At 57.3% G+C, this 12,440-nt stretch carries 11 protein-coding genes; 6 read left to right on the top strand and 5 right to left on the bottom strand.

The genetic code is table 11. The annotated features are described in order from the left end of the window. Positions 1–12: 12 nt before the first annotated feature. From SIC15_RS03955 to SIC15_RS03945, 3 genes are read left to right on the top strand one after another with little or no spacing between them, the layout of a single operon-like run. On the top strand, positions 13–1,008 hold the full coding sequence (locus SIC15_RS03955) for a mitochondrial fission ELM1 family protein (RefSeq protein ID WP_412537109.1): 996 nt from the start codon (positions 13–15) through the stop codon (positions 1,006–1,008). Next, positions 1,005–2,120 carry a glycosyltransferase family 4 protein gene (locus SIC15_RS03950; RefSeq protein ID WP_412537108.1) on the top strand — a complete coding sequence of 372 codons (1,116 nt, stop codon included), beginning with the start codon at positions 1,005–1,007 and terminating at the stop codon, positions 2,118–2,120. Before SIC15_RS03955 ends, SIC15_RS03950 begins: the two co-directional genes overlap by 4 nt. Continuing rightward, entirely contained in the window at positions 2,117–3,172 is a 1,056-nt protein-coding gene (locus SIC15_RS03945; protein WP_412537107.1) for a glycosyltransferase, read from the top strand. The genes SIC15_RS03950 and SIC15_RS03945 overlap by 4 nt, the downstream gene beginning before the upstream one ends. A 23-nt stretch (positions 3,173–3,195) precedes the next feature. Here SIC15_RS03945 and SIC15_RS03940 read toward each other — a convergent pair whose 3' ends face one another. Continuing rightward, the gene (locus SIC15_RS03940; RefSeq protein ID WP_412537106.1) at positions 3,196–3,990 is read right to left on the bottom strand and encodes a glycosyltransferase family 2 protein; all 795 of its coding nucleotides are present in this window, start codon (positions 3,988–3,990) and stop codon (positions 3,196–3,198) included. Between the two features lie 132 nt (positions 3,991–4,122). Here SIC15_RS03940 and SIC15_RS03935 point away from each other — a divergent pair, with 132 nt between their 5' ends. Genes SIC15_RS03935 through SIC15_RS03925 form a run of 3 tightly spaced genes read left to right on the top strand, consistent with a single transcriptional unit; the run spans position 4,123 to position 8,449 of the window. Beyond that, positions 4,123–5,544 (top strand): mannose-1-phosphate guanylyltransferase/mannose-6-phosphate isomerase, encoded by a 1,422-nt coding sequence (locus SIC15_RS03935; protein ID WP_412537105.1) that lies wholly within the window; start codon positions 4,123–4,125, stop codon positions 5,542–5,544. Further along, entirely contained in the window at positions 5,541–6,446 is a 906-nt protein-coding gene (locus SIC15_RS03930) for a lysophospholipid acyltransferase family protein (protein ID WP_412537104.1), read from the top strand. Before SIC15_RS03935 ends, SIC15_RS03930 begins: the two co-directional genes overlap by 4 nt. Continuing rightward, the gene (locus SIC15_RS03925) at positions 6,440–8,449 is read left to right on the top strand and encodes a glycosyltransferase (protein WP_412537103.1); all 2,010 of its coding nucleotides are present in this window, start codon (positions 6,440–6,442) and stop codon (positions 8,447–8,449) included. Before SIC15_RS03930 ends, SIC15_RS03925 begins: the two co-directional genes overlap by 7 nt. On the opposite strand, the gene SIC15_RS03920 is transcribed toward SIC15_RS03925, so the two are convergent. The 4 genes from SIC15_RS03920 to SIC15_RS03905 all read right to left on the bottom strand — a co-directional run bounded on the left by SIC15_RS03920 (position 8,408) and on the right by SIC15_RS03905 (position 12,400). After that, the gene (locus tag SIC15_RS03920; RefSeq protein ID WP_412537102.1) at positions 8,408–9,454 is read right to left on the bottom strand and encodes a hypothetical protein; all 1,047 of its coding nucleotides are present in this window, start codon (positions 9,452–9,454) and stop codon (positions 8,408–8,410) included. The genes SIC15_RS03925 and SIC15_RS03920 overlap by 42 nt on opposite strands. 34 nt (positions 9,455–9,488) lie before the next feature. Continuing rightward, entirely contained in the window at positions 9,489–10,568 is a 1,080-nt protein-coding gene (locus SIC15_RS03915; protein WP_349343823.1) for a CDP-glycerol glycerophosphotransferase family protein, read from the bottom strand. Then, positions 10,569–11,567: a glycosyltransferase family 4 protein gene (locus tag SIC15_RS03910; RefSeq protein WP_412537101.1), complete on the bottom strand. Its 999-nt coding sequence runs from the start codon at positions 11,565–11,567 to the stop codon at positions 10,569–10,571. 116 nt (positions 11,568–11,683) lie between these two features. Further along, a complete protein-coding gene (locus SIC15_RS03905; protein ID WP_305967117.1) occupies positions 11,684–12,400 on the bottom strand; it encodes a 3-deoxy-D-manno-octulosonic acid kinase in 717 nt (238 codons plus the stop codon). Positions 12,401–12,440: the final 40 nt, after the last annotated feature.

Genomic DNA, 12,440 nt, shown 5'->3' with positions numbered 1-12,440 from the left:
TGCCGGAACACCATGGCCAAATCAGAGTCCAGAACGCAGGATGCATCCACACCGGTGGTGTGGCTTCTGACAGACAGCAAACCTGGCCACAGGAACCAACTGAAGGGGCTTGGCAACCGACTTCGCGTCCTGACCGGCGCAAGCACCTACTGGGTCGAAACCTCCGCCATGAAAATTCCGCTCTGGCGAGCCGTTCTGGGATCCCCACCGCGAATGGAGGAGTCATTGCCGCGCCCCGATCTTGTCGTCGCAGCAGGATCGGGCACGCATCGACTGCTGCTTGCGCTGCGAAAACTTCGTGGAAGCCGGTCACTGGTCATCATGAAGCCCACATTCCCGCTGTCTCTGGTCAGCGGCGCAATTATTCCGGCCCATGATCGCGTCCATCCAGGCCCGCGGGTCCTGCTAACCGAGGGCGTTCTGAATACCATCACCCCACTGGCCAGAATCACCGAGAAACGGGAAGCACTGCTCCTGATTGGCGGGCCTTCCCCCCATTTCGATTGGGACGACGATGTTGTCCTCGGCCAGATATCCCACCTGATCGGTCATTACCCCGACTGGCGGTGGACCATCGGCACCTCCCGCAGAACACCAGAGCCCATGCAGGAACGCCTTGACGAAATGGCCGGGCTGCGGATTACCGTTGTTCATCCGGACCAGACCCACGAGGACTGGCTGAGCCATCAATTGTCGGCCTCGCGAGCGGTCTGGGTCACCCCGGACAGCATGTCCATGGTTTGTGAGGCGGCAACCTCCGGGGTGCCAACGGGCCTTTTCGAGTTGCCTGCGAGATCCGGGAGCCGCGTTGTGGAAGGTGTGGAACGGTTGGTACGGAGCGGGTATGTTGCCCAGTGGACCGACCACGCCAGCGTTATGGCAGGCCGGGCCGACCACGACCGGTCGCTCTGGGAAGCCAACTGCGCGGCGCGTTGGGTCATTGAAAACGGATTGCTCGCAAAGAACCAGAAAACCAGTCAACGCCTGCACAAGGGGAACCAACCTTGAGAATTCTTCAGGCACTTCCGGCACTTTACAGTGGCGGGGTGGAGCGAGGCACCGTTGAGTTTGCCGCCGATCTTGTCAAACGTGGCCACGAATCCTTTGTTGTCTCCAAGGGTGGCCCCATGGCCGAGCAACTGCGGGGGCAAGGTTCGAAGCATATTTTCATGCCGATCCACAGGAAGAATCCCGCCTCCTTCGGGCAAATCCTGCCGATGCGAAAACTGCTCCTCGAACTGAAGCCAGACATCATTCATGTTCGTTCGCGCATGCCCGCCTGGATTATCTTCCTGGCCCTGAAAAGCATCCCGAGGCACGAGCGACCGGCGGTTGTCTCAACCTTCCACGGCATGTACTCGGTAACACCCTACAGCGCCATCATGACCCGCGCCGATCACATAATCGCAGTCTCCCAGTGCGTGCGGGATTACGTGATGAACAATTACCCGGTTCCCGAGGAAAAACTGACGGTCATCCAGAGAGGTGTGGATGTGGATGCCTTTCATCAGCGGGAGCTTCCACAGCAATGGCTGGACCGCTGGTTCCGTCAGTATCCGCAGCTTGCCGGCAAAAAAATCATCATGATGCCGGGGCGGATTTCCCGCTGGAAAGGCCAGCTGGACTTCCTTGCCATGATGGCGAAGCTGGTGAAGGCGCGGCCTGATTGCCACGGCATTATTGTGGGTGGCGCAGAACCCGGCAAAGAGCATTTCCTGGATGAACTGGAGAAGGAACGGTCGCGCCTGGGCCTGACCGAAAATGTCAGCTTTCTGGGCCAGCGCAATGACATGACCAACCTGTACCTGCTCTCCGACGTAGTCTGCCATATGAGCACCAAGCCCGAGCCCTTTGGCCGGACAGTGACCGAAGCCCTGGCCTCAGGAACACCAGTTGTGGCCTACAACCGGGGCGGCGCGGCGGAAACCCTGCAGGCGTGCTTCAGGGATGGACTGGTGACGCCAGACAACGTCGAAGAATTCGCTCAGGCCGTTTTGCGCATGCTGGATACCGAGCCTCCGGTCATCGAGATTCCCTACCGGTTCCGTCTGGAAGCACAGACCGAAGCGAGCCTGAAAGTTTATGAGATGGTTCTGAAGAGCGGCGCCGGTCGATCATGACGTCACCACGCCGATTAACGATTGCCCTGCTGATTGCCACGCCCGGCACAACCTGGGGCGGCATGGAAAAGCACACTGCAGATCTGGCGAAAGCGCTGGCCAACCGTGGGCATAGCGTCCATGTGATCGGCCATAAAACCTATCGGGACAGATTCCCTGCCGGCGTCCAGTTTCATCCACTGCCGGTTCAACTCGGGCGACGGAATCTCTGGCTTCAGCTTGCCCTCCGACGGCGCCTTCGCGAACTGTCACCCGATATTGTTCACGCCCAGGGCAACAAGGCTGCGCAACTGGTAGCCAAAACCGGAAAACTTGCCAGCGCACGGGTGGGTACAGTGCACGGCACCAAGTCCAGTCACAAGGCATTTGATCGACTCGACGAAGTCATTGCCGTAAGCCCCCGGATTCTGGCGTCCCTGCGACACCCCAGAAAACACCTGATCTACAACGGTGTGGCGCCCGGGGACCAACGAATGGCAACCGTCGCTGGCCCAAAGCTCCCCTCGGGAGTCACCAATGTCATCGCCGTGGGACGACTCGAAACCGTCAAAGGCTTTGATGCGCTGATCAGAGCCTGGGCCATGCTCGGCAGCACCGCAGATCACTGTCATCTGACCATTTTTGGCGAGGGCAGCCAGCAGTCACAGCTTGAACAGTTGATTCGCCAGCTGAAACTGGAAAACTCGATCACTCTGGCAGGTTTCCAGGAAAATCTGGCACCCATCTACGAAGAGGCCCAATTGACGGTAATCAGTTCCGAGCGGGAAGGTTTTCCCTATGTGCTGGCGGAGTCCCTTCTTGGTGGTTGCCCTGTTGTCTCAACTCCGGTATCTGGACCACGGGATATTCTTCCGGAAACGGCTCTCAGCGCAGGTTATCGAGATCGGGACCTCGCCGATTTAATGGCACAAGCGCTCGCTGATCTGGAGGCACTGAAGCGGAGCCAGCAACCGGCCATGGCATTTGCCCGCGAAAAACTCACGATCACTGCCATGGCAGAGCAAACGGAAGCGCTCTACCTGAGGGCGATGGGCGAGCGCCGGGCGAACTGATGGCGGCTATGCCCGGTGGCGACCTAGCGGGTATTTTCCTTCTCGAATTCAGACAGCATCTGCATCTCCCGAGCCTTGGCCAGGCGCATGAAGTTCCTGTTGGCTGCAGTAATGGAAACGCTAAGCCCGAACCAGCCGTTCAGGATCTGGCGATGAAGCAGATAATATTTCAGGAACTTCACGGGAAACTCGGCGAACAGGCGGGCACTGGAAATTCGTCGCCCCTTTGCGGCCAGAAAGCGGGCCTGCTCCGTCGACAACTGGCAGTACTTGCGCTCCATCTGCTCCAGGGAAATCAGCGTGCGATGCAACACATCGCCCTTGAGCTCAACAACCCGTCCAGCTTTCACCTGCGGCCGGTCATTGTTGCTGTCTTTTTCGGGCTCGATCACCGCCTTGTTGCGATTGTAGAGCCTGAGGATCTTCTTCGATTTATCATGGCGGAATGGATGCCGTGGGTCCGGCTGCGACAGAACCCAGCGCATACGGAATCCCGCAATGTCCGGGTCAACCGGCTTTGAAAAAAGGGCCTTGATGTTGGCGACAAGTTCGTCTGACAACACCTCATCTGCATCCAGATCCAACACCCAGTCATTCCGGCAAAGGCTGGCGGCAAACGCCTTCTGGCAAGCAAATCCCTGCCAGTCGTTATGCACGAACCTTGCACCGGCCGCTTCAGCGATTTCGCGGGTTCGGTCAGTGCTCCCGGAATCGACTACGATAATCTCATCAACCCAGCCGGAAACCTTTGCGAGGGATTCCGGCAATCGGAGCTCTTCATCCTGGGTGATGTAATAAACGGATAACGGTAGCTTCATCAAAATTCCTGGTGTCGAGGCAATCGGTTTACGGACTGGTCAGAACAATATCATGGTTGCCTTATGATAAGATGACGCGCCTGATTTTGATGTTTTTCTTGGCATTCTTTAACTCAAGCCCGGAGTGTACAGATGATTCACCCCGTCATTATGGCTGGCGGTACCGGCTCACGCCTTTGGCCAATGTCGCGCCAGCTGAATCCGAAACAGTTCCTGAAACTGACCAACGGCCCCCTGTCGATGCTGCAGGCCACCGTTGCGCGGCTTGAGGGCATGGATGCAGCAAACCCTCTTCTGATTTGCAACGAGGAACACCGGTTCCTGGCTGCTGAACAAATGCGGCAATCCGGCCACGAAGAGACGCGGATCATTCTGGAGCCCTGCGGCCGCAATACAGCCCCGGCAATCGCATTGGCTGCGTTACAGCTGGCAGAGGCAACAGAAAACGGCGCCGACGATCCCCTAATGCTAGTGCTGGCAGCGGACCACCTCATCAAGGACGTTACCGCCTTTCAGGAAGGGGTGAAGAAGGCTATTCCGCTGGCGCGGGAAGGAAAACTGGTCACCTTCGGCATTGTCCCGAACCATCCGGAAACCGGCTACGGCTATATCCACCGGGGCACCGAACTGGGCCCTGACAGCTACCTGGTGGACAAATTTGTCGAAAAGCCGGACCAGGCGACCGCCAATGGCTACCTGGATTCCGGCGAGTACCTCTGGAACAGCGGGATGTTCCTGTTTGGTGCCCGCCAGTACCTTGAGGAACTGGAAACCCATCGCCCGGATATCCTCGCCGCATGCCGTACCGCCATCGCAGATACAGCCGATGACCTTCACTTCACCCGGATCAATGCCGAGCGCTTCGCGGAATGCCCGTCGGACTCGGTGGACTACGCCGTCATGGAGAAGACGAACAAGGCCGCGGTGGTTTCCCTGGATGCCGGCTGGAGCGATATCGGCTCCTGGTCCGCGCTCTGGGAAGTCAGTGACAAGGACGCCGACGGCAACAGCCTGACTGGCGACGTGATTACCCACAACACAGCCAACACCCTGGTCCGTGCCGATAGCCGGCTGGTGGCCACCGTTGGCGTGGACAACCTGGTAGTTATCGAAACCAAGGATGCCCTGCTGGTTGCCCACAAAGACAGTGTCCAGGACGTCAAAACCGTAGTGGAACGAATCAAAACCGATGGCCGCCACGAACACATGAACCATCGGGAAGTCTACCGGCCCTGGGGTGTTTACGATTCCATCGACAACGGCGCCCGCTATCAGGTCAAACGCATCACGGTAAAACCCGGAGCCAAGCTCTCCGTGCAGATGCATCATCATCGCGCCGAGCACTGGATCGTGGTCAGTGGCACCGCCCGGGTCACCAACGGTGAGAAAACCTATCTGGTCACCGAAAACCAGTCCACCTACATTCCGGTTGGCCAGGTGCATTCGCTGGAGAATCCGGGGGTCATCGATCTGGAACTGATCGAAGTCCAGTCGGGTTCCTACCTGGGTGAGGATGACATCGTCCGCTACGAGGATCGGTACGGCCGCAAATGAGCAAGCTCAAGTATTTCGTCATTGCCGGGCTGCTCAGGATTGCCGGCTGGTTATCTCTTGCCGGCGCCCAGCGGGTGGGTCGGTTCGTGGGTTATCTGGTATGGCGACTGCCCACCAAGTCGCGTCAGGTCACCGATATTAACCTGTCCATCTGCCTCCCAGAGCTTTCAGACACCGAACGCGCGGCTATGTCAAAAAGTTCGCTGGCCCAGACCGGCATGACCATGCTCGAGGTCCCCCTGATGTGGGAGTGGCCGGTAGAGAAATGCCTGGGTCTGATCCGGGAAACCGAGGGGCTGGACCTGATCGACGAGGCCATGGCTGGAGACAAGGGCCTGATTCTCCTTGCACCGCACCTCGGCAACTGGGAACTGGCGGGTTTGTTTTTCTCATCCCGCTACAAAATGGCAGCCCTTTATAGCCCGCCGAATATGCCCGAGTTCGAAGATTACATGATCAAGGTGCGTGGGCGCCTTGGCTCGGAACTGGTCAGGGGCGACCGTCGGGGTCTGGCCCGGCTCGCCTCTATTCTGCGGGAAGGCGGTGTCGCAGGGATCCTGCCGGATCAGTCACCCCGGGGCAAAGGCAATGCCTTCGCGCCTTTCTTCGGCATGGAAGTGAAAACCATGACGCTGGTATCCAAGCTGATCCAGCGTACCGGCGCCAACGTGCTGATCACCTACGCCGAGCGCCTGCCCGATGCCTCCGGGTTCCGGATTGTCGTTCGGGAGACTGGCCCGGGCCTCGAAGACAAAGACCCTGTTGCCGCAACCACAGCAATGAATCACGCCATCGAGCAATGCGTGCGGGAAATCCCTGAGCAATATCAGTGGGAATACAAACGCATGCGCCATCGACCGCCCGGCGAAATCAATCCCTATAACCCGGATCGCGTATGTTGAACCCGACACTGGCCCTCCATGCACTGCTGATCATCGGGCTTGGCGGCGCGCTCCTGTCGTCGAGCATCCTGGCCGGCGCCACTCTGTTGCTCGCCATTGCCGGAATGGTGCTCAGTGCCAGGAAATCTCTGTACAAAACCGGTTGGGACAAGCCCAAAGAGCTCAGGTTGCTGCACTTTTCCTTCTGGTTCTTCGTACTGGTGAGCTTTCTGTCCTGGGCCCTGGAAGGCTTTGACTACGAGGGTGGAAAAACGTTTGGTACGCACGCCCGGTTTATCCTGTTCTGGCCTCTGATCATTGCCATCAGCTATGCGCGGGTCGGCGCACGCACGACGTTTGCGGCCATAGGACTGGTTTCCGTATCTGTCATCGGGATATTTCTCGTGACCATCGCTGCCCGCCAGGGTGCCCTTGGTCAGGTGATGAACTCCCGTTTTGGTGGCGGAATTAACCCCATCAGCTTTGGAAATCTTGCTCTTCTGGGGGGGATGTTAACCATCGTTGGCGCCATGTTTTTTGTCCGCGACAAACGGCTGGGGCTGGCGATACTGTTTTTTATCGGTGGAACGGCTGCCGTCCTGATTTCGATGCTGTCGGAGACCCGCAGCAACCTGGTCGCCTTACCATTTCTTCTGGTTGCGCTAGTACCACTACTCAGAAAAAGGCTTCGCGTTGCCGGACTGATCGTTGTGCCAGCTCTCGTCGCCGGCGCAATTATTACCAGCGACCGCATGTCGAATTCGCTCAATGGCTTGCTCCATGACGGCCACCTGGACTCAGGAATGGAAATCCGTCTGGAGGTCTGGGAACAGGCACTGAACATGCTTGGAGAAAGCCCCTGGTCCGGGGCAGGTCTGGGGGGGTATACCCACCGCATTGAGGCAGAAGTCGCGGCCGGCAATCTGCCAGCGCACTTCCTCGACTGTTGCACCGGGCACGCTCACAACGACCTGCTCAATAATGCTGCCACCAGCGGTATTCCGGGCATTCTCAGCTGGGCCCTGCTGATTTTCATTCCTTTGGCCATCTTTGCCCGTAACCTGACTAGCAGACACTCAGCCACAGCCCACCTTGCGGCGGCTGGTTGCATGGTCTCCATCGGCTACTTCCTGTTCGGGCTTACAGAAGCCACGTTCAATCGAACCCTGTTCCTGACCTTCTACCTACTGGCTAATGCGTCAATCGCCTCGGCCATGTTCACAGAGTTAAGCGCCTCATACGTTCGAAACAGGGCCCGCAAGGTTTCAGCGACCATCATCACGAAAAACGAAGAAGACCATATTACCGACTGTCTGAAATCCGCAAGGCTGGTTGCCGACGAAATTATTGTTCTGGACAGCGGCAGTACTGACCGGACGGTGGAACTGGCCAGAGAGTTGGCCGATGTGGTTGAAGTGACTGACTGGCCGGGGTTTGGCATCCAGAAACAGCGCGCTCTCGAGAAAGCGACCGGAGAGTGGGTGCTGTCACTGGATGCCGATGAACGTGTCACACCGGAGCTGGCACGGGAGATCAACGATCACCTGGCAGATCCTGACGCGGACGCCTACAAGCTTCCCTGGGCGGTAACGATTTACGGCAGCCGCCTGGATTTCGGCCGCAGCGGTCGAGCCCCGCTCCGGCTGTTCCGTAGGGAAGGCGTCAGCTTTTCAGACGCTCTGGTACATGAGCGGATACTGATTCCATCGGGGCGCAAGACCAAAACCCTTAGAGGCCGCCTGACGCACTACACACACCGGGATTTCGGCCATTCGCTGGAGAAAAGCGCGAAATACGCCTGGCTTGGCTCTCTGGAGAAGCATCGTAAAGGCAAGAAAACCCGAACCATGATCTACCCTACTTTGCGGGGCCTCATGACGTTTGTGCAGGTGTACTTTATTCGGTTCGGTTTTCTGGATGGCGCTGTGGGTTATCTGACGGCCGTGACCTATGCGCAGGTAACCTTCAATAAGTATGCGGGGTTATGGACTCTGGACCGGCCGGCCCGCTTTGAAGACTCGTGATCCCCGGAGGAGCGTCGTTTCCACACCGATGCTCCTGAACATACACCGTATTTCCTCGTAATAGGGTAGCCGCGCGCCCAGTGCGGCGTCATCAATCTGGAACACCCGGATCTCCGGAAAAATCTTTTTCAGGGTAAACAGAGCGGTCGAAGCAAAGCTGTAGAACGCCAGATACGTTTCTCCGGACAGGGCTACCTCCACTTCTATCGGACGACCGGCCTGCCGTATCTCGAGCGGAAATTCCGCCAGCAAGGCCTCCAACTCTTCCCGGCTTTCCTTTCGATGCATAAAGTACACGACGCGGCTATCAGGATGACGTTCCACCATATGCTGAATTTGCAATTTCAGTTGCGCAAGCCGATCCTCACCACCAAAGGGCTGGCCAAGGAACCCCACCATGGGCGTCTGGCTGCTGTCACGGGCTGATGTTTTAAAGGTTCTACGAAACACCGGAAAATCGTGAACCTGCACCTGAACGAGCCCGGAGCTCGGTAACGGAAAGAAGGTAAAGAAGGCGATCACATCCGGAACAACGCGGTGAATCCGGATACCCATGGTTCTGAGGAGCCGTTTCTTGGCCGGTGAGATCCGGGAGGCGATCCCCTCATCATGAATGGCATGGTAGTAGGTTACTGTCGCCAGGCCATCATCCACAAAAATCAGCTGCTCGCTGTCGAATCCCCGATAGAACACTTCGTGGATCCAGCTGGATTTGTTCCCGATGAACAACCTTTCGATTTTGCGTCGCGAAAGACCCTTGGCGACCGCCCCCAGACGCAGATAAAACGAACTTTTCTTAAGATAGATGGTTTCGATGCCCTGCCAGCCCAGGGCCTCGGCGAGAAAAGCCATTTGCCCCTCGGTCTCCCGGTTATCAGGCCTGGCAATGACAAGAAGCGTGGTTTCAGCGCTGCAGCCATAATGGTAGCGAGCCTCGGAGCAACTGATCAGTTGGAGGGGCGTGCTCGCAACAAAGACGTTAATAGGACTGGCGGCGCAGTTCAAATCACTCGTTTCCCGGTTTGGACCTTCGAAGAATCTATCCTGAGCTTTCCGGTGCCATGCGTGCAAGTTCCTTGCGCAAACGGCGTCTGACTTTCAGTTTGCGCAACAGATTCATCGGCTTGCGTTTCAATTCGCCTCGCTTGTTGATCAGGAAATCCTCAACCGCATCCAGTACCCGTCCGCTGGAGCGACCATCCCTGAAGCTGTGCAACTGGTCGCAAAGGGCTCGTGTTTCTTGCATCAGGGTGTCGGGATACTGCACTGCTTCTTCCAGGGCTGACTCGACGTCCTCAACTTCGTGGACGTCGATCAGATAGGGGCCCGGCATTTTCGTCCTGAAGGTAACCACCGGGCGATCCAGGAACATGAATTCGAACATGATGGACGAGGTATCGCACAGCATCACATCTGCCTGCGGAAGCAGGGGTAACAGATCCTCATCGCTTTCGACAAAACGGAGGTTATCGCCGCTCAGCTCGCGATACTGATCCACTACCGCAGGATCCATCTTTGGGTGCAGGGTTACAATGAACTTCCACCGACCATTCCGGGACAGTTCGCCGATTTTCTCCACCAGATCCGGAGCGGACGTAACGGAGCGGCTGAACGTGGAGGCGAAAAATACGACAGGCAGCTCATTTTCCGAGCGCTTTCTCTTCCCCTCACCAGGCTGCGATAGCAGAGGATCCAGCTTTGGCCAGCCAGTGTGGGCAACCCCGAAATGCTGGTATTGGGCCGCCAGCTCACGGAACTTTTCCGTATCTTTCATGGCATGGGTGCAGTAGAGATCAAACCATCCGCGAATGCGATAATGATCACTTTCGTCCTCGCTGCTATGGCCGCGCTTGTTGCGAGCCATGCCATGGAATACCTCGACCTTGATCCCCGGGAAGAAATAGGGCACCCAGTCCCCGGGGACAAAGGTAGCATCGGCGTTGTATTCCATAACCTCTTTTACGCTGCCAAGACGACGCTCATCGGACCGAAGCGGCGCCGTTGAGCAACCCGCGACAAACCAGGCCGCTTCGTCACCCCGGCGCAGTATCTCTTCCTGCAGCGGTCGCAGAATCGAATAGGAATAGGGTTGATTGACAAAAAACAGATACCGCCGCATTCAAGCCCTGCCCGTGAGTGTTTTGTATAGCTCACCCGTCTCGCTGACGGTCTGTGAGGTGTGAAAATTCTGGGCGATCCTTTGCCGCGCTGCCTGCCCAAGCTTGGCCGACAGCTCTCTGTCGCGGTAAAGCCGCTCGATAGCTGCCGACAGCTCGGTGGCATTTTTCGGTGGAACCACAATACCGCTGACACCGTCTTCCACCAGTTCCGGCATGCCGCCGACACTGGTCACCACCGGCGTCACACCATAGACCATGGCCTCAATAACGGCCCGGGGCAGCCCTTCTCTTTCTTTGGAGGGAAGCACAAAGACGTCACTGGCGGCGGCGATGGCCGGGGCATCGGTGCGGTAGCCTGTAAAGTGGATCCGCTCGGGGTGAGAGGTGGCAGCGGCCTGCGCCTGAATCTCTTCGTTATCAATGACGTCTCCGACCAGCAGCAAATGTACGTTCACATCCGCAGGCAGCTTGTCGACTGCTTCTATCAGGTCATCGAAGCCTTTTCGTGGGGTATTCCGTCCGGTGCAGCACACCACGAAGGCACCTTCGGGAACACCAAACTGGGTGAGATCGGCCTTGGGCGACTGATACCAGTCCAGATCGTGCCCCTTGTAGATTCTTTGAAGCTTGCGCTCAGGGATGTGCATCCACAAAAGCCGGAGGCTCGCCAGATAATCCTTGATGGCATCGGCGACACAGACAATCTTGCTGACGCGTGGGTGCAAGAAGGTAATCCAGGACTCCGGATTGAGAAAGCTGATATTACCGATCACACCGCGATAGGCGACGATCTTGATATCGGTGCCCCGGGAAGCCCGTAATCCGCAGGCCAGGGCCCGGGGATTATAGGCATGAATGACCTCGTAATTTTTCTTGGCCAGTTGTTGGCGGATGGCCTCGGTGCCTTCTTTGTCGAAGCGACTCTTCAGGGCCATGGGACTGGCAACCATGCCCTCGTCGACAAGACGCTGATAATTCCTGCCCTTGGGGTTACACATGACGTCGAGGTCAAATCCGGCTTTTCTGAGTCCGATAAAAAGTTCAGTTTCCGGACGATCGCAGGCATCCGTAAGGCAAAGTATTGACGGAAGCGATCCGCCCTGTCGTGGATTGGTCAAGCGGCCATTCCCCTGTTATATCCGTTCATGAAATAACTCCAGACCTTCGCCCGGGCGTGTTCTCCGGCCACTTTCACCAGTGACCGCGAGAAGCGATCAAGATTCGCCTCTTTCCAGCGGGCTGGCGCACTGTCTGCAGTAAGTCGGCTCTTGTCGAAATCAATCAGAAAGTATTCGTCGCCCCGAACCAGTACATTGAAGCAGTTAAGGTCAGCATGCATGACACCCGCGTCGTGAAATCGACGAATCGTTTCTCCGATGGACTCCCAGGCATCACCGTCCAGTTCGGCAATAAGATCAGCTAATGGTGAAGTGTTCTCCAGTCGCTCAATGATGATGGCGGCCCGGTATTGAATCGGTGACAGTTTCCGATACCAGGCTGCCACCGGACGGGGTACGGGAAGCCCCTTGCTGAGCATTGCATTCAGCAGGCGGAATTCAGCAAAGGATCGCACATCGGCCTCACGAGTGAAGGCATAGGCATATCGGGCAAATTTCGCCACCAAACCACCCCTGCGATATTCGCGAAGCACCAGCTTGTCTTCTCCGGCCTGCAAGAACCAGGCGCCGCCGCGACCGCCGCTACTCACCGGCCTCGCCTGATCGCCCCAGGTGGCGGCATTGAACCAGTCCTGGGTAACCCTGCCCTCATAATCGGGATGAATCAGCATTGCCGAAGCCCTTTCCCGAATACAGATTTCAGACTCCACCATGCTGGGTCCCCGGCCACCGAAACTGAAAGAACACACACCT

The organism is Marinobacter sp. MIT932201, assembly GCF_047123295.1.
Classification (GTDB): Bacteria; Pseudomonadota; Gammaproteobacteria; order Pseudomonadales; family Oleiphilaceae; genus Marinobacter; species Marinobacter salsuginis.
The sequence above is the reverse complement of the archived record's forward strand: the minus strand, read 5'-3'. Positions and strand labels throughout refer to the sequence as shown.

Excerpts from the sequence above, each read along its gene's own strand:
- SIC15_RS03915 (WP_349343823.1), bottom strand. The coding sequence starts at position 10,568 with ATGCGGCGGTATCTGTTTTTTGTCAATCAACCCTATTCCTATTCGATT.
- SIC15_RS03910 (WP_412537101.1), bottom strand. The coding sequence starts at position 11,567 with ATGTGTAACCCCAAGGGCAGGAATTATCAGCGTCTTGTCGACGAGGGC.
- SIC15_RS03905 (WP_305967117.1), bottom strand. The coding sequence starts at position 12,400 with ATGGTGGAGTCTGAAATCTGTATTCGGGAAAGGGCTTCGGCAATGCTG.
- SIC15_RS03940 (WP_412537106.1), bottom strand. The coding sequence starts at position 3,990 with ATGAAGCTACCGTTATCCGTTTATTACATCACCCAGGATGAAGAGCTC.
- SIC15_RS03935 (WP_412537105.1), top strand. The coding sequence starts at position 4,123 with ATGATTCACCCCGTCATTATGGCTGGCGGTACCGGCTCACGCCTTTGG.
- SIC15_RS03955 (WP_412537109.1), top strand. The coding sequence starts at position 13 with ATGGCCAAATCAGAGTCCAGAACGCAGGATGCATCCACACCGGTGGTG.
- SIC15_RS03930 (WP_412537104.1), top strand. The coding sequence starts at position 5,541 with ATGAGCAAGCTCAAGTATTTCGTCATTGCCGGGCTGCTCAGGATTGCC.
- SIC15_RS03945 (WP_412537107.1), top strand. The coding sequence starts at position 2,117 with ATGACGTCACCACGCCGATTAACGATTGCCCTGCTGATTGCCACGCCC.
- SIC15_RS03925 (WP_412537103.1), top strand. The coding sequence starts at position 6,440 with ATGTTGAACCCGACACTGGCCCTCCATGCACTGCTGATCATCGGGCTT.